This is a genomic window from Streptomyces capitiformicae, assembly GCF_002214185.1.
GTDB lineage: Bacteria > Actinomycetota > Actinomycetes > Streptomycetales > Streptomycetaceae > Streptomyces > Streptomyces capitiformicae.
Genome location: NZ_CP022161.1, coordinates 2254867 through 2277973 on the forward strand (window position 1 = coordinate 2254867; position 23107 = coordinate 2277973).

Annotated in this window: 17 protein-coding genes and 1 tRNA gene; 13 read left to right on the top strand and 5 right to left on the bottom strand. The window is 70.0% G+C overall.

What is annotated here, in order from left to right; all coding sequences use genetic code 11:
- Positions 1–514 precede the first annotated feature (514 nt).
- The 4 genes from fxsA to fxsT all read left to right on the top strand — a co-directional run bounded on the left by fxsA (position 515) and on the right by fxsT (position 8737).
- Entirely contained in the window at positions 515–712 is a 198-nt protein-coding gene (fxsA, locus tag CES90_RS09925; RefSeq protein WP_189780948.1) for an FxSxx-COOH cyclophane-containing RiPP peptide, read from the top strand.
- A 39-nt stretch (positions 713–751) separates the two neighbouring features.
- On the top strand, positions 752–3178 hold the full coding sequence (locus CES90_RS09930; RefSeq protein ID WP_189780947.1) for an FxsB family cyclophane-forming radical SAM/SPASM peptide maturase: 2427 nt from the start codon (positions 752–754) through the stop codon (positions 3176–3178).
- Between the two features lie 188 nt (positions 3179–3366).
- Positions 3367–4614 (top strand): TIR-like protein FxsC, encoded by a 1248-nt coding sequence (locus tag CES90_RS09935; RefSeq protein ID WP_229913590.1) that lies wholly within the window; start codon positions 3367–3369, stop codon positions 4612–4614.
- A 151-nt stretch (positions 4615–4765) separates the two neighbouring features.
- Complete coding sequence (gene fxsT / locus CES90_RS09940) at positions 4766–8737, top strand: FxSxx-COOH system tetratricopeptide repeat protein (protein ID WP_189780945.1); 3972 nt, start codon at positions 4766–4768, stop codon at positions 8735–8737.
- A gap of 112 nt (positions 8738–8849) precedes the next feature.
- Here the strand turns inward: fxsT and CES90_RS09945 are convergent, their stop codons facing one another.
- A complete protein-coding gene (locus tag CES90_RS09945) occupies positions 8850–9719 on the bottom strand; it encodes an alpha/beta fold hydrolase (protein WP_189780944.1) in 870 nt (289 codons plus the stop codon).
- Between the two features lie 516 nt (positions 9720–10235).
- Entirely contained in the window at positions 10236–10688 is a 453-nt protein-coding gene (locus CES90_RS09950) for an ATP-binding protein (protein ID WP_189780943.1), read from the bottom strand.
- A gap of 333 nt (positions 10689–11021) precedes the next feature.
- Here CES90_RS09950 and CES90_RS09955 point away from each other — a divergent pair, with 333 nt between their 5' ends.
- The 9 genes from CES90_RS09955 to CES90_RS09995 all read left to right on the top strand — a co-directional run bounded on the left by CES90_RS09955 (position 11022) and on the right by CES90_RS09995 (position 21325).
- On the top strand, positions 11022–11849 hold the full coding sequence (locus CES90_RS09955) for a hypothetical protein (RefSeq protein ID WP_189780942.1): 828 nt from the start codon (positions 11022–11024) through the stop codon (positions 11847–11849).
- A gap of 151 nt (positions 11850–12000) precedes the next feature.
- A complete protein-coding gene (locus CES90_RS09960; protein WP_189780941.1) occupies positions 12001–12750 on the top strand; it encodes a YcnI family copper-binding membrane protein in 750 nt (249 codons plus the stop codon).
- A 129-nt stretch (positions 12751–12879) separates the two neighbouring features.
- Positions 12880–13554, top strand: coding sequence for an SCO family protein (locus tag CES90_RS09965; RefSeq protein WP_229913589.1), 675 nt, complete (start codon positions 12880–12882; stop codon positions 13552–13554).
- Positions 13551–14021, top strand: coding sequence for a copper chaperone PCu(A)C (locus tag CES90_RS09970; protein WP_189780939.1), 471 nt, complete (start codon positions 13551–13553; stop codon positions 14019–14021). The genes CES90_RS09965 and CES90_RS09970 overlap by 4 nt, the downstream gene beginning before the upstream one ends.
- A 14-nt stretch (positions 14022–14035) precedes the next feature.
- On the top strand, positions 14036–16111 hold the full coding sequence (locus tag CES90_RS09975) for a copper resistance CopC/CopD family protein (protein WP_189780938.1): 2076 nt from the start codon (positions 14036–14038) through the stop codon (positions 16109–16111).
- An 8-nt stretch (positions 16112–16119) separates the two neighbouring features.
- Positions 16120–17583 (top strand): iron uptake transporter deferrochelatase/peroxidase subunit, encoded by a 1464-nt coding sequence (efeB, locus tag CES90_RS09980; RefSeq protein ID WP_229913588.1) that lies wholly within the window; start codon positions 16120–16122, stop codon positions 17581–17583.
- Positions 17584–17729: 146 nt separating this feature from the next.
- Entirely contained in the window at positions 17730–18665 is a 936-nt protein-coding gene (gene pheA, locus CES90_RS09985) for a prephenate dehydratase (RefSeq protein WP_189780937.1), read from the top strand.
- Between the two features lie 570 nt (positions 18666–19235).
- Positions 19236–20513, top strand: coding sequence for a serine--tRNA ligase (gene serS / locus CES90_RS09990; protein WP_189780936.1), 1278 nt, complete (start codon positions 19236–19238; stop codon positions 20511–20513).
- Positions 20510–21325 (top strand): HAD family hydrolase, encoded by an 816-nt coding sequence (locus tag CES90_RS09995; RefSeq protein ID WP_189780935.1) that lies wholly within the window; start codon positions 20510–20512, stop codon positions 21323–21325. Before serS ends, CES90_RS09995 begins: the two co-directional genes overlap by 4 nt.
- 270 nt (positions 21326–21595) lie before the next feature.
- Here CES90_RS09995 and CES90_RS10000 read toward each other — a convergent pair.
- The 3 genes from CES90_RS10000 to CES90_RS10010 all read right to left on the bottom strand — a co-directional run bounded on the left by CES90_RS10000 (position 21596) and on the right by CES90_RS10010 (position 23107).
- A tRNA-Ser gene (locus CES90_RS10000) sits at positions 21596–21681 on the bottom strand.
- A 281-nt stretch (positions 21682–21962) separates the two neighbouring features.
- A complete protein-coding gene (locus tag CES90_RS10005) occupies positions 21963–22211 on the bottom strand; it encodes an SGM_3592 family protein (RefSeq protein WP_189780934.1) in 249 nt (82 codons plus the stop codon).
- Between the two features lie 176 nt (positions 22212–22387).
- Positions 22388–23107 (bottom strand): ABC transporter permease subunit, encoded by a 720-nt coding sequence (locus tag CES90_RS10010; RefSeq protein ID WP_189780933.1) that lies wholly within the window; start codon positions 23105–23107, stop codon positions 22388–22390.

A 23107-nucleotide genomic window follows, 5' to 3' on the forward strand; every position in this document is an offset into this window, starting at 1 on the left:
CGGAGAGTGACTCGTATGGGGGGCAGGGGCCGGGCGCGTGGGTGTGAGGCGCTCGCTCCCGTCTTGTGGTCCGCGTTCGCCGAGCGGGTCAACTACGCCTGAATCAGTAGGAGTTGATCAAACGTCAGGCCCACCTCGCGAGTGAAGATTTGGTAAAAAAGTTCCAGGCCTTCACTCGGTTGGCCATCCTCGGGAATTGCGAGGCTGACCAGGGGACATGGCGGTGAGTCCTGCGCCGGCGGTGGGCGCGGGGTGCACACACTCACCCAGGAGTGTGACATGGCCCACGTTTATTCCGTGGGGTGTGGCATCGGCTCTTGGCTCCGGGGGCTATGGTCTGCTCGCAATCAGTGGCCGGCTGGCATCTGATGCCCGCTCTATGTCGTCGGCCACTACGCGTTCATGATCGGCCCTCAGCAGGCGGCACCGCCCAGCCGGTGCTATGCAGTCTTTATGCAGGTCTCCAGCCAGTCCGTGCCGTGCTGATCGGCCCGGACAGATAGATGAGGTCCGAATGAACGCTTCCCTCGACGCCGCGGCCGAAGAGCCGGGAAAGCCGACCGCTGTCGGTCCGGAGCGAATTCCCCTGGTGCAGTTGGCCGCGCAGAGTAACGGTGCGTTGTCACGCGCGGTGACGCGTGCCGTGTCGAACGGTGTCGAGGGACGGGGCCCCGGCCGGGTCTCGGTCGCGGCTTTCCAGAGCTCGGTCTGACCTCATCGATCACCTCGATCGAGAACAGACACCACCCTCATGACACCCATGGGCCGACCACCCCACCCCCTAAGCCAATTCGTGCTCAAAATGCACAGCCGCTGCGATCTGGCATGTGACCACTGCTACGTCTTCGAGCATGCGGACCAAAGTTGGCGCGGTCGGCCCATTGTGACGTCCGACGCGATTCTCCGGGCGACGGCGGAACGCATCGCCGAACATGCGACAGCCCATGGCCTGGACACCGCCCATGTGGTTCTCCACGGGGGCGAGCCGCTCCTCGCCGGACGGACCCGGCTGCGTAGAGCGGCCGAAGAACTCAACAAGGCGCTCAGTGGTGTGTGCGAGCTGGATCTCCGGATCCACACCAACGCCGTCACGCTCGACGAGCGGTTCCTGGATCTGTTCGCGGAGTTCGACATCAAGGTCGGCGTCTCGCTGGACGGCGACAAGGCCGCGAACGACCTGCACCGCCGCTACGCCAACGGGCGCAGCAGCCACGACCGGGTCCTCAGAGGCATCGCCCTGCTCAACCAGCCCCGCTACCGCCATCTCTTCGCGGGCATCCTCTGCACCATCGACGTACGCAACGACCCGGTCGCGGTCTACGACGCCCTCGCCGAACTCACCCCGCCGCGCGTCGACTTCCTCCTCCCGCACGCCACCTGGGACGAGCCCCCCATGCGCCCGGCCGACGACACCGACGGCACGGCCTACGCGCGCTGGCTGCTGGCGGTCCACGAGCGCTGGCTCGCGGACGGCCGCCCCATGGACGTACGCGTCTTCGACTCCATCCTTCGCACCCTGCGCGGCGACAGCAGTCTGACCGAGGCACTGGGGCTGGCCCCGGCCGACCTCGCCGTGATCGAGACCGACGGGACCTTCGAACAGGCCGACTCCCTGAAGACGGCGTACGACGGCGCCCCCGTCACCGGTATGGACGTGATCGCCAACTCGCTCGACGAGGTGGCCGCGCATCCGGGGGTCGTGGCGCGGCAGCAGGGGCTCGACGGGCTGTCCGAGCAGTGCCGGGCCTGTCCCGTCGTGCGCTCCTGCGGCGGCGGGCTCTACGCCCACCGGTACAGAACGGGCAGCGGGTTCCTGAACCCGTCCGTGTACTGCTCCGACCTGCTGCGCCTCATCACCGACATCCGGGACCGTCACATGTCCGACCAGTCCGACCAGTCCGACCAGTCCATCCAGCCGGCACTCGCCGACGACCACCTCGACGAACTCGCTGCCGGCCTCGGCTCCACCCTCACCACGGACCTGCTCGCCCGCCACCAACTCTCCCTGGGCCGCGAGCTGTTGGGACTCGTATGGCACGAGACACCGCACACCCCGGTGGGTGAGGCCGCCTGGGAGACGCTCACCGTCCTCGACCGGGTGGCACCGGAGTCGGTGGACCGGGTCCTGGCCCACCCCTACGTACGCCCCTGGGCCCTGCGGTCCCTCCGGGGCGACGCGGAAGCGGCCGAAACGGCCGTGCGCGGTGTCGCGGAGATCGCCGCGGCGGCCGGGTTGCACGCCGGGCGCGAGGAGACGGTCGTCGTGCCTGTCCGGGACGGGCTGCTGCGGCTGCCGACGCTGGGCTCGCTCGCGGTGGGGGCGGGCGTCGAGCGGGCCGAGGTGCGCGCGGACGCCGAGGGCTTCACCGTGCGCGCGGGCGCGCGGACGTACACCATGCCCTGGAAGGGCGCCAAGGACCGGGCCTGGCAGGGGAGTCGGCGGTTCGAGCTGGACGGCTGGGCCGTCACCCTGGAGGACACCGATCCCTGGCGGGACTGCCACGGGCATCCGGCGCACCCCCGGCTCACCGAGCGCGAGGCCGAGGCGTGGCGCGCCGACCTGGCCGCCGCCTGGGCGTGGATCCGCCGCGAGCTGCCGCAGTACGCGCCCGGCATCGCCGCCGGGCTCCGTGTGGTCACCCCGCTCGTCCCCTCCCTCGACGGTGACGACATCAGCTCGGCCGCCCGGGACGCCTTCGGCGCGGTGGCCATCGCCCGGCCGGCCACACCGGAGGCGCTCGCACTGCTGCTCGTCCATGAGTTCCAGCACGTCAAGCTCGGGGCCGTACTCGACCTCACCGATCTCCACGACCCGTCCTGCGAACGTCTGTTCTACGCCCCCTGGCGTCCCGACCCACGTCCCCTGGAGGGGCTGCTCCAGGGGACGTACGCCCATCTCGCGGTCATCGACTTCTGGCTCGCCCGCCGCCGCACCACCTCCGGCGAGGAGGCCCGTGCCGCCGAGATCCAGTTCTCCCGCTGGCGCGACCAGACGGCCGAGGCGGTCGAAACCCTGGCGGCCTCCGGCGCGCTCACCCCGGCCGGGGAGCGGTTCGTGGCCGGGATGCGGGGCACCGTACGGGGGCTGCTGACGGCCGAAGTCGGCGCGGATGCCGTACGGGCGGCTCGGCGGGTGGCCGCGGAGCACCGGGATGCCTGGGAGGCGGCGGCGCGTTAGGGGAGCCTGCGGGGGTGGTCGGAGGCCGGATGCTCGGGGCGACCGTGTCCTCGTTCCCGGTCGATCAGGCCTACCTCACGGCCCCATGGCGCGACCACACCGCCGAGACGAGTGTGTTCGTCCTGTTCCGAACAGGACTTGTGGCTTCCTACACTGGGGTCCCAGTCACGGAGCGTCGGGGGGCATACGTGCAAGGAGCTGGTCTGGGCAGAGGGGGGAGCAGCCCGTACTTCTTCCTCAGCTACGCGCACACGCCGAATCATGACTCGGGTGGCGCCGACCCCAACATATGGGTGCGGAAGCTGTACGACGGTCTGTGCGAGCACATCATGGAGCTGACCGACCTCCCACGGGGGGCCAAGGTCGGATTCCTGGACCAGGGCATGGCGGTGGGCACCAAGTGGACCGACGAGCTGTCGGTGAACCTGGCACGCTGCAAGGTGTTCGTGCCGCTGTACTCGCCGCGGTACTTCATCAGTGAGCAGTGCGGCCGCGAGTGGTGGGCCTTCTCCCAGCGCCAGGTCAACCAGCGGGCGCGCGGCGGCGCCCAGCGGGAGAACGCGATCATCCCCGCGTTATGGGTGCCCGTGGAGCCCGCGCAGATGCCGCAGGTGGCGAGGGACCTGCAGTTCAACCACGCCACCTTCGGGCAGGACTACGCGGACGAGGGCTTCTACGGGCTGACCAAACTGCGCTACCTCCAGGACGAGTACGAGCGGGCCGTGTACCGGCTGGCCAAACAGATCGTGCGGGTGGCGAAGGAGACCGATCTGGACGAGGGCCAGATCTCCAAGGACTACGAGTCGCAGCCCGCCGCGTTCGGCTCCAAGGAGCATCCACCGGAGTTCGACATATCGGTGCTCGCCTGCACCCGTTCGGAACTGCCGCCGGGCCGCCGGCCGGACTACTACGGGGACCGTCCGCACGACTGGAACCCGTACCACCCGGAGGCGACCCTGCCGCTCGGCGACCACGCGGCCGACCTCGTGCGCACCATGGACTACAAGGTGAACGTCGAGGTCCTCGACGACAGCACCCGCATGCTCCAGGGGATGACGGCCCAGGCGCCCGGGCTCATGCTGCTCGACCGGTGGGCGCTGCAGTCCAAGCGGGGCAAGGAGCTCATGGGCAGGCTGTGCGGGGAGAAACGGCCCTGGATCAGTGTCATGGCCCCGCGGCACAAGGACGACATCGTCTCCGCCGAGAAGGAACAGGAGCTCGACGAGCTCACGTACCGGACGCTGATCTCACGGATGGCGGACCGGGCCGGCCACTACTCGGCCAACGGCAGCCTCCGCGATCTGAACGCTTTCGGCACCGAACTGCAGCGCGCGGTCTCCTCGGCCGTCTACTACTACTGGGAACACCGCAAGACCTATCCACCGGAGGGACCACCGAGCGAGCCTCCACGGCTGAGGGGACCCGACCTGGGTTGAGGGGGGTTTCTGAGGGAGTTTGAGAGGGATCTCCATCGGAAACCACCAGCGGGACCCGGGTGACGGACCCCGGCGGCACCACCTGGCACGACCACCGAAAGGCGCGCGACGAGCGAGGCCGAAACTGGCCGACAGGGCGGAAGGCAGAGGCATGACACAGAGCCGCAACGGCACCGTGATCACGTTCTACTCGTACAAGGGCGGCACCGGACGGACCATGGCACTGGCCAATGTGGCGTGGATCCTGGCCGCGAACGGACACCGTGTCCTGGCTGTGGACTGGGACCTGGAGGCACCCGGCCTCCACAAGTTCTTCCACCCCTTTCTGGACGCCCAGTTGCTGCGAGGGACCCCCGGGCTGATCAACCTGATCGACGAGTACCGCCGGGAGGCGCTGCGAAATCTGCCCGACCGGGCACCGGACTGGCACCGCAGCTACGCGCGGGTCCGGCCGCACGCGCTCTCCCTGGACTGGGCCTTTCCCGACGGCGGCAGCCTGGACTTCCTGTCCGCGGGCAAGCGGCACCGCGACTACCCCATCGTCGGCAACATGGACTGGGACCGTTTCTACGCCAGTTACGGCGGCGGCCAGTTCTTCGACGCGATGCGCGGCGACATGCAGCGCTACTACGACTACACCCTGATCGACAGCCGTACCGGCCTCAGCGACCTCGCGGACATCTGCACCGTCCAGATGCCCAACACGCTCGTCGTCTGCTACACCCTCAGCGAGCAGAGCATCGAGGGCGCCGCCTCCGTCGCCCAGGACATCAAGGAACTCCACCGCGACAAGGGCATCCGCATCCTGCCCGTCGCCATGCGCATCGACCTGGGCGAGAAGGACAAGCTGGACGCGGGGCGCGCCCGTGCCAGGGAACGTTTCTCCGGTCTGCCCGCGGGCATGAACGCCGACCAGCTGGCCGACTACTGGGCCTCGACGGAGATCCTCTACCAGCCGTACTACGCCTACGAGGAGATCCTCGCGGCCTTCGGCGACCCGCCGAAGTCGGCCAACTCCATGCTGAGCGCCTGCGAACGGCTGACCTCGGTCATCACCGAGGAGCGGGTCACCAAACTGCCGCCGATCAGCGAGGCGAAGCGGGCCCAGTACAAGAGCGCGTTCACCCGGCAGCGGCCGGTGCCGCTGTCCCAGCTGACGCTCTACTACGTGTCGGAAGACCGGATGTGGGTGGACTGGCTGGAATCGGTGCTGCGCGGGGCCGGTTTCGAGGTGGTGCCCAAGAACGTCCAGACGATGCCCACGGCGGAGATCGGCGCCGAGGCCATGCCCGGCGGGGCGCACCGCGTGCTCGCCGTGCTCTCGCCGAGCTTCGTCGACTCCCGTCGGGCGCGGGCGGCGTGGGACGCGGCCGTGCACTCCGGCGGTTCGGAGAAGCGGCAGCAGCCGGTGTCCATACGCGTCGACGACGTGCAGCTCAGCCATCCCTTCGCCGTCCGGGGTGTCATCGACCTCAAGGGCCTCAACGAGACCCAGGCGTACAGCGCGCTGCTGAACGGCCTCGACCGCCCGGAGGCCGTCTCCACCGTGTCCCCGAGCTCCCGGGGGCTGCGTTTCCCCAGCATCGGCCGGCGCGTCTCCAACGTTCCGGCCCGCTACCGCTGGTTCACCGGCCGCTCCACGATCCTGGACCGGCTGCGCGAGCAGCTGACCACCGGGCGGCCCGGGCAGCGCGTACCGCAGGTCCTGCACGGCCTCGGCGGTGTGGGCAAGACGCAGCTCGCACGTGAGTACGCCCACCGGTTCATGGCGGACTACGACCTGGTGTGGTGGGTCGACGCCGAGCAGCCGGAGCTGGTGCCGCCGAAGCTGGCGGCTCTCGCGCAGCACCTCGGCCTCGGTGTCGGCGAGGACGTGAAGGAGGCCGCCGAGTCGGTGATCCAGGCCCTCCGGGAGGGGGAGCCGTTCGAGCGCTGGCTGTTGATCTTCGACAACGTCGAGGACCTGGACAAGGTGCTCAACAGTTTCCCGGAGTACACCGGTCCCGTCCCCGACCACGTCTACGGCCACATCCTGGTCACCACCCGTACCCGGCCCACGCTGCCCAAGGTCCAGCCGTTGGAGGTGGAGGTCTTCACCCGCGAGGAGAGCGTGGAGCACCTGTGCCGCCGGGTCCCGGGGCTGAGCGAGGAGGACGGCGGGCTGGTCGCCGACGCAGTGGGGGACCTGCCGCTGGCCATCGAGGTCGCGGCGGCCTGGCTGGAGGCGACGGCCACGCCCGTCGACGAGTACATCGAGCAGCTGCGCGAACAGTCCACCCAGGTGCTCTCCGTCAAGGAGGCCGTGCAGGCCGTGGAGTATCCGAGGTCCGTCGGCGCCACCTGGAACATCTCCATCAACCGGCTCCGCGACGAGTCACCGGCCGCCGCCCGCCTCCTCGAACTCTGCGCCTTCTTCGCCGCCGAGCCCATCTCCATGAGCCTCATCGGCAGCGACGCGATGATCAGGGCCCTGCTCCCGTACGACAAGGATCTGCGCGCCCGCTACATGCTCGGCCGCGTCACCCAGGCACTGAACCGTTTCGCGTTGGCCAAGGTCGACTCGACCGACAACTCGATCCAGGTGCACCGGCTCGTGCAGGCCGCCGTCCGCGACGGCATGGACGAACTGAAGTACGACGACACCATCCACGAGGTGCACCGCATCCTCGCCGCCGCCCGGCCGCCCGAGGAGGCCCTGGACGACCCCGCGCAGTGGCCCGGTTACGAGGTGATCTGGCCGCATCTGACGCCCTCCAACATCCGGAACTGCTCGGAGGAGGACCCGCGGCAGCTGATGGTCTACCGCGTCCGCTATCTGTGGAAGCGCGGCGACCTGCACGCCGCCCGCACCCTGAGCACCCAGCTCAACGAGTTCTGGTCGGGCGAGTTCCCGGACGCGACCGACGAGCAGATCCTCAACCTCCGCTTCGAACTGGCGAACGTGCTGCGCTCACAGGGGCAGTACCAGGACGCTCTCGACCTGGACGAGAAGACCCTCGCCGACCAGCGGCAACTGCTCGGCGAGAACCACCCGAGCATCCTGATCACCTCCGGCAGCTTCGCCGCCGACCTCAGGGCGGTGGGCCGCTTCAAGGAGGCGCTGGAACTGGACCAGCTGATCTACCGGGGCTTCCGCGAGATCTTCGGCGAGGACCACCCCCGCACCTTGTCCGCCGCCAACAACCTCGCCATCGACTACCGGCTGGCCGGCGACAGCGAACCCGCCCGGCAGCTCGACGACGACACGGTCCGCCGCCGCACCGCACTGCTCGGCCCGCTGCACCCCTACACCCTGACCACCAAGGGGCATCACGCCCGTGACCTGCGGGAACTGGGCGACTACAAGAACTCGGTGGAGATCCTGCGCGAGGTGCGCGAGGGCTTCAAACAGGTCATGAACCCGAACGTGCCCGAGGTGCTGCGGGTCGACAAGAGCCTCGCGGTCTCCCTGCGCAAGGACGGCCAGATCGCGGAGGCGCTGCGGATCACCCAGGAGACCTGGGAGACGTACGCCCTCTACCGCGACCGGTACGGCAACACGATCCCCGAGGCCCTGGCCTGCCGGCTCAATCTCGCCGCCGACTACTTCGCCACGGATCCCGAGAACGGCGCGGCCCAGGCGATCGAGCTGGCCAACAAGGTGCTGGAGAGGTACAAGGAGATCTTCGGCCCCGAGCACCCGTTCGTCATGTACTGCCTCAACAACCTCTCCATCTACCACCGGGCCATGGGCGAGGCGGAGAAGGCCGCCGAACTGAGCGAGCAGGCCCGCGACGCCCTCGCGGAGGCCCTCGGGGACCACCACCCGGCCGTACTGTGCGCCGGGCTCAACCTCGCCAACGCGTACGGGGACATGGGGCTCCCCGACCGCGCCGAACGGTGGGAACGCCTGGCCATGGAGGGTCTCCGCCGCCGGTTCGGCGCCAACCACCCCGATGTCCTGGTCAGCACCGGCAACCTGGCCATCACCCTCCGGGACATGCGCCGCCAGGAGGAGGCCGAACGGCTCCAGCAACAGGCGGAGTCCAGGGCCTCCCAAGTCCTCGGCGACACCCACCCGGTCACCGAGTCCATCCGCGTCTGGCGGCGCGTGGGCAGGGACCTGGAGCCGCAGCAGACGTAAGACCCGGGCACGCTGCGGGGCGGGGTCTGCCTTCGGCGCAGGCCCTATCCCGCGGCCCAGTTCAGGACGCGGCCCAGTTCAGGACGCGGCCCAGTTCAGGACGCGGCCCAGTTCAGGACGCGGCCCAGTTCAGGACGCGGGTCAGGACTTCCAGCGCGGCGAAGTGGGCGGCGTCCGGTTCGATCTCGACTTCCGCGTCCGGGATGTTCCGGCCGAGCCAGCGGGTGTGCTCGACGGGGGCGAAGATGTCGTCCTCGCCGTGCCAGAGTTTCACGGGGGTGTTGATCCAGCCCAGCTCGAAGCCCCACCCCGTGCTGAACGCCATCACGTCGTCCACCCAGCCGTCGGGCGAACTGCGCAGCCCCTCCGCGAAGTTGCGCTCCAGCATGTGCTGGATCCCGGCGTCCGCGACGACCCGCCGGTCGGGCTCGGGAAGTCTGCTGGTCATCTCGGCGATCGACGCGGCCGGGTCGGCGAGGATCGACCGTGAGCGGCGCCCGAGCGTCGCGGTCACCCGGCTCCGGCCGATGTCGGCGTTGACATACTCACGCACGTTCGACTCGGTCATGCCTTCAAACCAGTCGAGCCCGGGGGCGTCCCTGGGGGCGAGACTCACCAGCGCGCCCACCCGTGTCGTCCGTTCCGGCAGCAGCGCGGCGCAGGCCAGCGCGTGCGGGGCACCCCCCGAGCGACCGACCACGGCGAAGCGGTCGATGTCCAGGGCATCCGCGATGCACCGCACATCGGCGGCGGCCGCGCTCACCGTGCGGCCCGGCAGTCGGTCCGAATCGCCGTATCCGGGGCGGTCGAAGGCGATCAGCCGGATGCCCAGGTGGTACAGCAGCGTCTCGCGCGGCGCGGGGCCGAGCCGGCTGCCGGGGGTGCCGTGCAGCAGGAACACCGGTCGGCCGGACGGATCCCCGTACTGCTCCACCGCCAGCCGTCGCCCGTCCGACGTACGGGTACGCACCGTTCGCTGCATCGCCATCCCCTGTCGTCCCGTTGCGCCCATGTGTCCCGCCAATCCCCGCCGTCAACGGTCGTCAACCACCGCGGCGGGCATGGGCTTCGGGCCGCGTCCGCCTTCGGCGGGGAGCACCGGGGGAGGTCACCTCCACGAGCACCGGGGGCGCGCAGGCCGACGGCGGCTCGGGGCTGGGTGGTGTGCGGCCGCACGAGCGCGCCGCGGTCCAGGCCGACATGGGCGTACGGCGAACCACGGCCGTACGACCCGGGATCATGTGCTCGCGGATCACGCGCTGTTCGAACGCACCGGGCATGACGGCCGGTTCCCGTGACGTTCCGTCGGCCGTCGGCTTGATCCCCCTCACCGGCGGACGTCCGTGCTGGTCGCCAACTCCCCCATTCGGCCAGTATGCAGCCGGACGGCCACCCGGCCCAGACCGCGTAAGGCTCCGAGCCCGGTAGTCGGCGGGTCTTCACGACGAACACGCCCCGCCTACACGTACGGGCGCCGCATCGCCGCGTACGGACCCCGCTACACCGCCACCAGCGGTGCGTCCTCGCGCCATTTGAGGATCTTGTCGAAGCTGACCACCGCGCCGCCCCGGCCCGGTTTGTTGCCGATGTGGACGTGGTCGGCGAGTTCACGGATGAGACCGAGGCCGCGGCCGTGCTCGGCGTCGGCGTGGGCGGGCACCGGGCGGACCGGTGGGCGGTGCGGGAAGCCGGGGCCGGAGTCGGCCACCTCGATACGGCACTTCTCGCCGTCCAGATAGGCGGTGACCCGGTACGCCTCCGAGGTGCCGCCCGCCGAGGCTGCTCCGCCGTGCTCGACGGCGTTGGCACAGGCCTCGCTGAGGGCGACGGAAAGGTCGTAGGACACGTCCGGGTCGACGCCCGCGGTCTCCATCGTGCCGAGCAGCAGCCGCCGGGCGAGCGGCACGCTCGCAGCCTCACGCCGCAAATGGAGTGACCACCAGATGCTCATGCTCCAGCCTCCCGGCCGCGGCTCGACATACCGTTACGTATTGCCACGGAGGCCGTCGCGCAATCGCCCGGAACCGGTCCTGCCGTCCGAACGGCGGATGCGTGCCCGTCACAATCGGTGTATGCGGAGCGAAATCTTCCTGATCACCGGTCTCACTCTGCACTCCTGGCCACCGAAAAGGGGCGCGGGGCTGTTTCGATGTGCGGCTCCGCCGCGTGGGCGCGATCAATCACAGCCGACCCGCAGCCGCCAAACGTGAGAAACACCCCACCCCCTGACGCGCATGCACCCGGCGCACCGGGCGGGACCCCCCGATGGGATGATGGCCCCGCCATGACTGCCCCCCACCCACGCCGGCCGGGCGCCCCGCGCCGGTCGCACGCCGGAGGTGATCTCCGGGTTCTGCGGGCCGCGGTGTTCGCCGCGGTCTGCGTCGTGCTGGCCGGGGTCGGTCACTCGTTCGCCTCGTGCGCGACGGTCCCGCTGTGGACGCTCGGCGTCGGATTCGTGGGGGTCTTCGCCGTGGCGGCCGTGCTGGCCGGCCGGGAGCGCTCACTGCCGGGCATCGCGGCGGTCCTGGCCGTGGGCCAGACCGTGCTGCACACCCTGTTCGGGCTGGGCCAGCACGGGACGACGGCCACGGCGTCCACCGCGTCGAAGGCCGCCGAGGCCATGGACGCGGCCCTCGTCGAACGCGCCGCCCGGTTCGTGTGCGGGACGACCGCCGCCGCGCTGAGCCCCGCGCAGGCCAGGCAGATCCTCGTCGACGCCGGAGTGGGCACACACATCGCGCACCACCCGGCGGACGCCATGGCGACCGCGCCGGACTCCTCGGCGGCCCTCCTGCCGTCCCTGCCCATGCTGCTCGGGCACGTGCTCGCGGCCGTCGCCGCCGGATGGCTGCTCCGCCACGGCGACCTGGCGCTGCTGCGCCTCGTCCGGCTGTCGGACGAGGAACCGCTCGCGGGGTCCGTACGGTCCCTGCGCGGGGCGCTCGCGCTGGCGCGGGCCCTGCGGTCCGGGCTCCCGGTCGCGCCGGACGCCGTATCGCGCGCCCCTCGTACCACGTACGCCGTCCCGCCCGCCCTGCGTACGACCGCCCTCCACCACACGCTGATCCGGCGCGGCCCGCCGACCGCCGGGCTCGCCCTCGCCGCCTGACACGACGGCCTGCTCACTCCACACATCCGGGGACGCCGTCGTGCGGCACACACGCGCACACGCGTGTACCCCTGTTCTCTTCCTCACTCACTGTGGAGTGTCACCAGCCATGAAGGCTTCTCGTACCGTAATGAAGGCTTCTCGTACAGTCATGAAGGCTTCGCGTGTCGCCGCCGTCGGCGCCCTCGCGGGTTCCGCCGTCCTCGTCCTGTCCGGTCCCGCGTTCGCGCACGTCAGCGTGGCCGCGGAGGGCACGGCGGCCAAGGGCGGATACGCGACCGTCAACTTCAAGGTCCCCAACGAGCGCGACGACGCCTCGACCACCAAGCTCGAAGTGAACTTCCCGACCGACCACCCGCTCGCCTCGGCCCAGCCGGAGGCCGTCCCCGGCTGGAAGATCGAGGTCACCAGGGCCAAGCTCGACAAGCCGGTCGAACTGCACGGGGAGCAGATCGACGAGGCCGTCTCCAAGATCACCTGGACCGCCGACGGGGAAGGCATCAAAGAGGGCTTCTTCCAGAAGTTCCCGGTCTCCATCGGCCAGCTCCCCGAGAACACCGACGAACTGGTCTTCAAGGCCCTCCAGACGTACTCCAACAAGGAAGTCGTCCGCTGGATCGAGGTCCCGCAGGAGGGCCAGGAGGAGCCGGAGAACCCGGCGCCCGTGCTCGCGCTGTCCGCCGCGTCCGACGACCACCACGGCTCGTCCGGCGCGTCCACCGCCTCCGACGAGTCGGAGGACGCCGGCGAGGACGCCGAGGCCGCCTCGAACGAGACCGCCGCCGAGCCCGCCGCCACCAGCGACACCACCGCCCGCGTGCTCGCTGTCGTCGGCATCGTCGTCGGTGCGGCGGGCGTCGCGTACGGCGTCCTGGCCGGCCGCCGCCGCACCAACGCCTGAGCCTCCGGCCTCCGGTTTCCCGCCCCCTCCCCTCGGCGCGCGCGGACTCCGTACGTACGACTGTCCGCGACGGCGTACACCCCTGTGCGCGCCGGGGCTCGAACATCTGGGACTCATATGAGCACGAACATGAAGAAAAAGAACATGAAGAAGAGGTACGCGGTCGGCACCCTGCTCGTCGCGTCCGTCCTCACCCTCTCCGCCTGCGGCACCGGCGACGACTCCACGACGTCGGTCGCCGAGGTCTCCGACACCGGACCGCGGAAGGCGGCCACGGTCCTCGACCAGCCGTTCACCAAGCCGGACCTGGTCCTCACGGACACGCAGGGCAAGTCGTACGACCTCCGCGAGGAGACCAAGGGCAAGCCGACGCTGATCTACTTCGGCTACACCAACTGCCCCGACGTCTGCCCGCTGACCATGAACAACCTCGCGGTCGCGAAGAAGGAGGTGTCGAAGAAGCTGTCGAAGTCGGAGCTGGCGAACCTCCGGCTCGTCTTCGTCACCACCGACCCGGCGCGGGACACCCCGGCGGAGCTCGGCAAGTGGCTCAAGGGCATCGACTCCGAGATCGTCGGTCTGACCGGCGACTTCGACAAGATCCAGGCCGGCGCCCGCACCCTCGGCATCTCCATCGCCCCGCCGACGAAGGACAAGAACGGCAAGACCGTCTCCGAGCACGGCACCCAGGTCATCGCGTTCTCGCCGAAGACCGACGGGGGCTATGTGCTGTACGACGATGACACGACCGTGCAGGAGTACGAGAAGGACCTGCCGAAGCTGCTCAAGGGCCAGAACCCGTGAGGCCACTTGTCGGACCCGCCGGACCCGTCCTGATCGCGGCCGCCGCACTCGTCCTCACCGGCTGTGGTTCCTCCGGCTCCTCCGACTCCTCTGCTGCCAAGCTGTCGGTCGAGTCCGCCTACATGCCGCAGCCCGTCACCGACTCCATGGCCGCCGGTTACCTCGTCATCAAGAACACCGGCGGCACGGCGGACGAGCTCACCTCCGTCACCAGCGACCTCGCCCAGGACGTCACCGTCCACGAGACGACCGGGCAGTCGATGCGGGAGGTGGCGGCCCTGAAGGTCCCGGCCGGGGGTGAACTCGTCCTCGCGAGCGGCGGAAGCCACCTCATGTTCGAGAACCTGAAGCGCAAGCCGAAGGAAGGCGAGACGGTGTCCCTGCGGCTGAACTTCACCAAGTCCGAGGCCGTCACGGTCGAGATGCCCGTGAAGTCGGCGACGTATCAGCCGACGAGCGGGCACTGAGGGAGGTATCACCGTTGAGCCGGTTGAGGCCGTTGCTGTTGCTGCTGCTCGCCGCCTTCGGCACGCTGCTCGCCGGAGCCGTGCCGGTCTCCGCGCACGCCGCGCTGACCGGCAGCGACCCGCAGCAGGGATCCGTGGTCGAACGGGCACCGTCCCAGGTGTCGCTCACGTTCTCCGAGAAGATCGCGCTGTCCGACGGCGCGGTGCGCGTGTACGACCCCAAGGGCAAGCAGGTCGACACCGGTGACATCGCCGACCTCGGCGGCAACAGCTACGGGGTGAAACTGCACGCCGGCCTGCCCGACGGCACCTTCACCGTCACCTACCAGGTGGTCTCGGCGGACAGCCACCCCGTCTCGGGCGCCTTCACCTTCTCCATCGGGGCGCCCTCCAAGACGACGGTCGCGGTATCCGAGCAGACCGTCGGCGGCGGGACCGTCGGGGGCCTCTACGGGTTCGCACGCTATCTGTCGTACGCCGGTTTCATCCTGCTGGTCGGCGGCGCGGCCTTCGTGCTTGCCTGCTGGCAGCGCGGTGCCGGGGTACGGCCCGTGCAGCGACTCGTGGTCTCCGGCTGGCTCGCGCTGACCACCGCCACGCTCGCGATGCTGCTCCTGCGCGGCTCGTACACCGGCTCCGGCAAGCTCGGCGACATCTTCGACCTGGACCTGCTCGGCCAGGTCCTCCAGACGAAGACGGGCGCGGCCCTGGTGTCCCGCCTGCTGCTGCTCGCCGCGGCGGCACTGTTCGTCGCGGTGCTGTTCGGTGCGTATGCGCGGCGGGACGAGGAGTTCGACGACTCCGAGGACACGGCGGACACGGCGGACTCGGCAGACTCGGAGGACTCGGCAGACTCGGAGGACACGGAGGACACGGAGGACACGGCAGACTCGGCGGAGGACGCCGACTCCCTCAGGAGGGACCTCACCTTCGGGCTCGCCATCGGCGGTGGTGTGGTCGCCGTCGGGCTTGCCGCGAGCTGGGCGATGGCCGAGCACGCCTCGACCGGCATCCAGACGGGCATCTCGATGCCGCTCGACGTGCTGCACCTGCTGGCGGTCGCCACCTGGCTGGGCGGTCTGGCGACCCTGCTCGTGGCCCTGTTCCGGGCGCCCGCCGACGCCCAGATCGAGACCGCGGCCGTACGACGCTTCTCGCGGGTCGCGTTCGGCAGTGTGCTCGTCCTGGCCGCGACCGGCATCTACCAGTCCTGGCGGCAGGTCGGCACCTGGTCGGCGCTGACCGGCACGGCATACGGGCAACTGCTCCTCGTGAAGATCGGCCTGGTCGCCGTGCTCGTCGGCATCGCGTGGATATCGCGCCGTTGGACGGCGCAGTTGGCTGAGGCTCCGACCGCCGTGGAGACCGTGGTCGAGGAGAAGGAGCCGGCGGCCGCGCGCACCGGTGCCGGCGGTGGCGATTCCGGACGCGCCGCTGACGGTGGTGGCGCTTCCGAGGGCACCACGGACAGTGCTGGCGACAGCCAGCGCGCCCCCGACGGTGGTGGCGATTCCGCGCGCGCCGCTCAACTCGCCCGGCAGCGGGCCGCGATGACCGCCGCGCGCGAGAAGCGGATACGAAACGCCGATCCGGGCCGTACGGGCCTGCGCCGGTCGGTGCTGGCGGAGGCGGGCGTCGCCGTCGTGCTCCTCGCCATCACCACGGCCCTGACCTCCACCGAGCCGGGGCGCACGGTGGAGGAGGCCAAGGCGGCGAAGGCGGCCGTGGCGCAGGATTCTGACCCCTCAGGGGCACTGACGCTGGACATCCCGTTCGACACCGGGGGCAAGAACGGCCAAGGCGTCGCCCGACTGGAGCTCGACCCCGCGCGCACGGGCGCCAACGAGATGCACATTTACGTGCAGGGATCCGACGGCAAGGCCTTCGACATCCCCGAGGTGAAGGTCGCCTTCACCCAGGAGGCCAAGAAGATCGGCCCCCTGCCCGTGGTCCCCGACCGCATCGCCACCGGGCACTGGACGGCGAACGGTGTACAGATCCCCATGGCGGGCGACTGGAAGATCGAGGTCACCGTACGGACGTCCGACATCGACCAGGTGACCGTAAGCAAGAACGCGCAGATCGGCTGAACGAGATCATGGCTGACCAGTCCACGACGGGCCCCCGCGGGGGGAACGACATCACCGGGGACCGCACCGGCAAGGGGAACTCCACCTCCCTGGGGGCGCCGGGCAGTGGGAAAAATGCGGCTACCGCCGCGCGGGTGCGAACAACCACGAACGGCCCGCAGTCGCCCACGGACGCTCCGGAGCTACGGCGAGACGGCGACACCGGCCCACCCCCCGGCGGAACAATCTCCCGCCGCCGTCTGCTCGGCACCGCCGGTGCGACCGGTCTCGCCCTGGGCGCGGCCGGCGCCGGCGCGGGGTACGGGGCGGCCTCCTCCTCGGACTCGTCCTCGAAGGTCACCCCGCTGTCTTTCCTGGGCGCGAACGAGGTGATGTTTCACGTGAAACACCAGCCCGGGATCACGACACCCCTCCAGGCCCGCGGCCACCTCATCGCGTTCGACCTCGCCGCCGGCGCCGGACGCAAGGAGGCGGCCGCCCTGCTGCGCCGTTGGTCGGAGACGGCCCGGCGGCTGATGGCCGGAGAGGCCTCCGCCCAGGACGACACGGGCATAGCCCGCGACGCGGGCCCTTCGTCGTTGACGGTCACCTTCGGCTTCGGGCACAGCTTCTTCGCCCGTACAGGGCTGGAGAAGCAGCGTCCCGAATCCCTGGACCCGCTGCCCGACTTCTCCTCCGACCAGCTCGACAGGACACGCAGCAACGGCGACCTGTGGGTACAGATCGGCGCCGACGACGCGCTCGTCGCCTTCCACGCCCTGCGCGCGATCCAGAAGGACGCGGGCAGCGCGGCGCGCGTGCGCTGGCAGATGAACGGCTTCAACCGCTCACCGGGCGCCACCGCGCACCCCATGACCGCGCGGAACCTGATGGGCCAGGTCGACGGCACCCGCAACCCCAAGCCGACCGAGTCCGACTTCAACGAGCGGATCTTCGTACCCGCGTCCGCCTCACCGAGCACCTCGGGCGACCCGGAGTGGATGGCCAACGGCTCCTACGCCGTCGTACGCCGGATCCGCATGCTTCTCGACGACTGGGACCAGCTCTCGCTGAAGGAGCAGGAGGACGTCATCGGCCGCCGGAAGTCCGACGGCGCCGCGCTGAGCGGGGGCACAAAGGCGACCGAGACAACGGAGATGGATCTGGAGAAGACCGACTCCCAGGGCAATCTCCTCGTCCCGATCAACGCGCACGCCCGCATCAGCCGCCCCGACCAGAACGGCGGCGCGGCCATGCTCCGCCGCCCCTTCTCCTTCCACGACGGCATCGACGCGGACGGGGTCCCCGACGCCGGCCTACTCTTCATCTGCTGGCAGGCCGACCCCGTCCGCGGCTTCGTCACCGTCCAACGCAAACTCGACCGCGGCGACGCCCTCTCCAAGTACATCCGCCACGAGTCCAGCGGCCTGTACGCAGCGCCGGGGGGTGCGGCGGAGGGGGAGTACGTGGGACAGCGACTGCTGGAGGGCTAGTAGGACTGCCCTGACCGACCAGTCGTCCACCGGTGCCGAGTGCCGGGGGCGTGACGGCGCCCCCCCCAGGGCCGTACATCGCCCTCCAGGGTGGTGAAGGCGGCACGCGTGCGCCGGTGTCTCACAAGGCCCATTAGGGTGAAGCCATGCCAGCCAGCTACGTGTACCTCGGCCCCGAGGGCACCTTCACCGAGGTCGCCCTGCGCACGCTGCCGGAGTCCGCGACCCGCGAGCTCGTCCCGATGATCTCCATCCCCGCCGCCCTCGACGCCGTCCGCAACGGCGAGGCCGAGGCCGCGTTCGTCCCGATCGAGAACTCCGTCGAGGGCGGCATCACCACCACCCTCGACGAACTGGTCGCCGGCGACCCGCTGATGATCTACCGCGAGGTGCTGCTCTCCATCACCTTCGCCCTGCTGGTCCGCCCGGGCACAAAGCTCTCCGAGATCAAGACGGTCACCGCCCACCCGGCCGCCCAGCCCCAGGTCCGCAACTGGATGAAGGCCAACCTCCCCCCGGACGTCGTCTGGGAGTCCGCCGCCTCGAACGCGGACGGCGCCCGCCTCGTCCAGGAGGGCCGCTACGACGCCGCCTTTGCGGGCGAGTTCGCGGCCTCCCGGTACGGCCTGGTGGCCCTGGAGACCGAGATCCACGACGCGGAGAACGCCCAGACCCGGTTCGTCCTGGTCGGCCGCCCGGCCCGGCCCGCCGCCCCGACCGGCGTCGACAAGACCTCCGTCGTCATCTGGCAGCGCGATGACCACCCCGGCGGACTGCGCGATCTGCTGGGCGAGTTCGCCGTCCGCGGCGTCAACCTCATGCTGCTCCAGTCCCGCCCGACCGGCGCGGGCATCGGCAACTACTGCTTCGCCATCGACGCCGAGGGCCACATCTCCGACCGCCGGGTGGCCGAGGCGCTGATGGGGCTCAAGCGGGTCTGCCTGCAGGTGCGCTTCCTCGGCTCGTACCCGCGCGCGGACGCCGAGGTGGCGAAGATCCGGCCCACCCTGCCGGGCACTTCGGACGACGAGTTCGTGGGCGCGGCGGACTGGGTGGCGCGCTGCCAGGACGGTCGGTTCTAGGTCACCCGACGGCCACGCACCCGCCGGTCCTACCTGCTGATTTTCTTTATCCACAGGAGTTATCCACAGGTGGGCTTCTCGACCTGGGGACAAGTCGACAACACAACGCCACTCAGTCGACAAATCGCCCTCGAGGGCCCGACTGTGCCCACACCTCTGTAGGTCACCCTTCGTCCCCGCGTTTCCTTCAGTCAATCCTTTAGGGCGACCCATTTCCACATGGATCCACCCGAAAGGGGGCGCGAGGGTGGTTTGACTCGGGAATCCTCGAGTCGACGACCACCTTCCGAAACGAGCATCCCCGAAGTCCACAGATCTTTCGCACAGCCTGTGGATAACTCTCCGGCGCTGTGGATTTCTGTGGATACTCAGTCCCCAAGTCTCGTACGCCACAAGGGAATAGGGTCAACCAAGGACACCACGGTGTCCCCTTTCAGGGGGTTGAGACACAATTCATTGACTCTCCCCCACACCCGCTACCGCGATGAACGTTCCGCCCATATCGCCCCGAATCCGACGTACTGCAAATCCAAGTCGTGGGCCGGAACCACTCACCGGTAGCCTTGAGGGGTGATTGACCTTCGCCTGCTCCGTGAGGACCCCGACCGTGTGCGCGCGTCCCAGCGCGCCCGTGGAGAGGACGTCGCGCTCGTCGACTCCCTCCTCTCTGCCGACGCGCGGCGCAGGTCTTCCGGCGTCCGCTTCGACGAGCTCCGCGCCGAGCAGAAGGCGCTCGGCAAGCTGATCCCCAAGGCCTCCGCCGACGAGAAGGCCGAGCTGCTGAAGAAGGCGAGCCAGCTCGCCGCCGACGTCAAGGCGGCCGACGCCGAGCGCGACGCGGCCGACGCCGAGACCCAGGAGCTGCTTCTCCAGCTCGGCAACCTCGTGCACCCCGACGTCCCCGTCGGCGGCGAGGAGGACTTCGTCACGCTGGAGACGCACGGCGAGATCCGCGACTTCACGGCCGAGGGCTTCGAGCCGAAGGACCACCTGGAACTCGGCACGCTCCTCGGCGCCATCGACGTCGAACGCGGCGCGAAGGTCTCCGGCTCGCGCTTCTACTTCCTGACCGGCGTCGGCGCCCTCCTCGAACTGGCCCTCGTCAACGCCGCGATGGCCCAGGCCACGGCCGCCGGCTTCACGCCGATGCTGACCCCGGCGCTGGTCCGCCCGCAGTCCATGGCCGGCACCGGCTTTCTCGGCCAGGCCGCCCAGGACGTCTACCACCTCGACAAGGACGACCTGTACCTGGTCGGCACCTCCGAGGTCGCGCTGGCCGCGTACCACATGGACGAGATCCTCGACGCCGACCGCCTCCCGCTGCGCTACGCGGGCTTCTCGCCCTGCTTCCGCCGCGAGGCCGGTTCGCACGGCAAGGACACCCGGGGCATCTTCCGCGTCCACCAGTTCGACAAGGTCGAGATGTTCTCGTATGTCGCGCCTGAGGACTCGCAGGCCGAGCACCAGCGCCTGCTGGAGTGGGAGAAGCAGTGGCTGACGTCGCTGGAGCTGCCGTTCCGGGTCATCGACGTCGCCTCCGCCGACCTCGGCTCCTCGGCCTCGCGCAAGTTCGACTGTGAGGCGTGGATCCCGACCCAGGGCAAGTACCGCGAGCTCACCTCGACGTCCGACTGCACGGAATTCCAGTCGCGCCGTCTGCAGATCCGCGTGCGTGACGGCAAGCAGGTCAAGCCGCTTGCCACGCTCAACGGCACGCTGTGCGCCGTCCCGCGCACGATCGTGGCGATCCTGGAGAACCACCAGCAGGCCGACGGCTCCGTCCGGGTCCCCGAGGTCCTGCGCCCGTACCTGGGCGGCCGCGAGGTCCTGGAGCCGGTAGCCAAGTGAGTACGGCCGCTGCTTCCGGCTTTCCCTTCCAGCTGATCGCGACCGACCTCGACGGAACGCTCCTGCGCTCCGACGAGTCGGTCTCGCAGCGCACCCGTGAGGCGCTCGCCGCGGCCACCGCGGCGGGCGCCGCCCACATCGTCGTCACCGGCCGCGCGGTCCCCTGGACCCGGCACATCCTCGACGGCCTCGGCTACCAGGGGCTCGCGGTCTGCGGTCAGGGCGCGCAGGTCTACGACGCCGGAGAGCACCGCCTGCTCACCGCCGTCACCCTGGACCGGCAGCTCGCCGCCGTGGCCCTCGCCAAGATCGAGGCGGAGGCCGGCCCGCTGTACCTGGCCGCCAGCCGCGCGGGCCTGGAGGGCGAAGTGCTGGTCGGTCCCGGCTACGCCCTGCACGGCTCGCTGCCGACCGCCCCGCTCACGGACGTGTCCGACCTCTGGGCAGCGCCGCTGAACAAGATCTACATACAGCACCCCACGATGACCTCCGACGAACTCGCCGAGGCCGCCCGCCAGGCCGCCGGCGGCTTCGTCACCGTCGCCATGGCCGGCGAGGGCATCGTCGAACTCCTCCCCCTCGGCCTCACCAAGGCCACCGGCCTCTCCCTGGCCGCCCGCCGCCTCGGTCTGAAGTCCGCCGACACGATCGCCTTCGGTGACATGCCCAACGACATCCCCATGCTCACCTGGTCCGCCCACGGGGTTGCCATGGCCAACGCCCACCCCACCCTCAAGGCCATCGCCACCGAAGTCACCTCCTCGAACGAGGAAGACGGCATCGCAGAGATCCTGGAACGCCTGCTGCCCTGACGGCCACATCGCCGTGCTCGCCCCCGCTACAACTGCGGGCAATCGTGCCGTTGGGGCGACGGGGGTACCTCCCGCTCGAGCGAAGTCGAGAGCGGGGGAGGGTGGGCGCAGCGGCACCCTGTCAGTGTCGGCAAGCGCGACCAACCCCCGCCCAGCAGCAGCCCGGGAGCGTTGACCAAACGCGCTCACAGCCCAGGCATCAAACCCCGGGCCCTCCTACACGTACGCCAAGGCCAAGAATCCGGCCAAGTCACAGCGACAGCGAACCGGCGGAGGATGCACGAATCGAACGTGCGCGGGCTTAACACCCGACCACGGCTTAGCAAGCCGGTGCCTTACCACTCGGCCAATCCTCCGGGTGGGCGGCCCACGCGAAGCGAATCGCGCGCTCGAAGCGGCCGCCCCGGGCAGCGTCCCGAGGGAGCGGACTCGACGGAGGGGTAACTACTCCGGAACCCGCCGCGGGCTGCCCTGTCGGGAACTCGACGTACTGCGCCTGATGTACAGCATCGCCGGGCTCCTCTCCCAGAACATGGCGTCGGCTCGAGCCGACGGCCGGAACATCAACCACTCTGCCCTGCGGCCGAGTTGCCCGCCACCGAATATCCACCGCACGCCCGTCCGCCGCGCGACACGCTCACCGACGGCGCCACCTGCGCCGACGCGCCTTGCTGAAGAACCACCCGGCGGGCGGCTCGTCCGACCGCCACGGCTGGGGGTCGGGTGCCTGCTCCCGCCAACGCGCCGCGAGCATCCGGGCCCGCGCCGACGGTTCGGCCGTCTCCGCGGAGCGTATGAAGTCCTCGTCCAACACGACGTCGCCCCAGACGTCTTCGCCCTCGGCCCGACTCTCCTCGCCGCCGTCGGGCGACACCTCCGCTGTCATCCCGTTCCTCCTGCCCTCGGGCCGCCCTTCCTGGCCGCGTATGCCCCATCGCTCCCCTTCGCCCAGTGTGCCCGGCCGTATGTGAAGCCCCTGTCAAGATCAATAGTTGGTCGGATGCCCGGGGGATCCGCGAGGGACCGTCCTCCGGGGCCACCGAGCAGCCCCGGAGGGTCCCGTCACTCCTCCCCGGCCAGTTTCAGCGTCCGCAGCTTCTGCCCCGCGTACCAGGTCGCGCCCGCCGTGACGACGGTCAGCAGGATCACCGCGGTCGGCAGCCCCACGTCGGAGGTCACGAGGTCGCCGTCGGTGACCTTTTGAGCCACGGCGAGCGCCCACTGCTGAACGCTGAGCGTGCGCGCACCGTCCACCAGGGACCCGAACAACGCCTCCCACACGAGCGCGTACACGAGCCCGAAGACGACCGCGTGCCGGGTCACCGTCCCGAGGAGCAGGAACATGGCCGCGTAGGCGATCGAGGCGACCAGCGCCGCCACCGTGTAGGCGACCGCGATCTGCTGTCCGTTGCCGTTCAGGATGAGGCCCGCGAGAAACGTCGGTATCGCCGAGAACGCCATGGTCACCGCGATCGCCACGATCAGTTTCGTGAGGATGATCGTCGGCCGCTTCACCGGTTTGGCCAGCAGATACACCACCGAGCCGTCATCGATCTCCGGCCCGATCGCACCCGTGCCCGCGATGACGCCGATGATCGGCACCATCGTGGCGAGCGCGAACCCGCCGAGGAGGTCAGCCGCCACCTGGTCGTCCGCGCCGCTCAAGGCGCGCACGGCCACGGAGATCACGATCAGCAGCAGGGGCAGCGCGCCGAGGATGAGGGCCCGACGGCGGCCGAGCAGGGCCCGGTAGGTGAGCCGGGCGACTGTGGGGTCGTACAT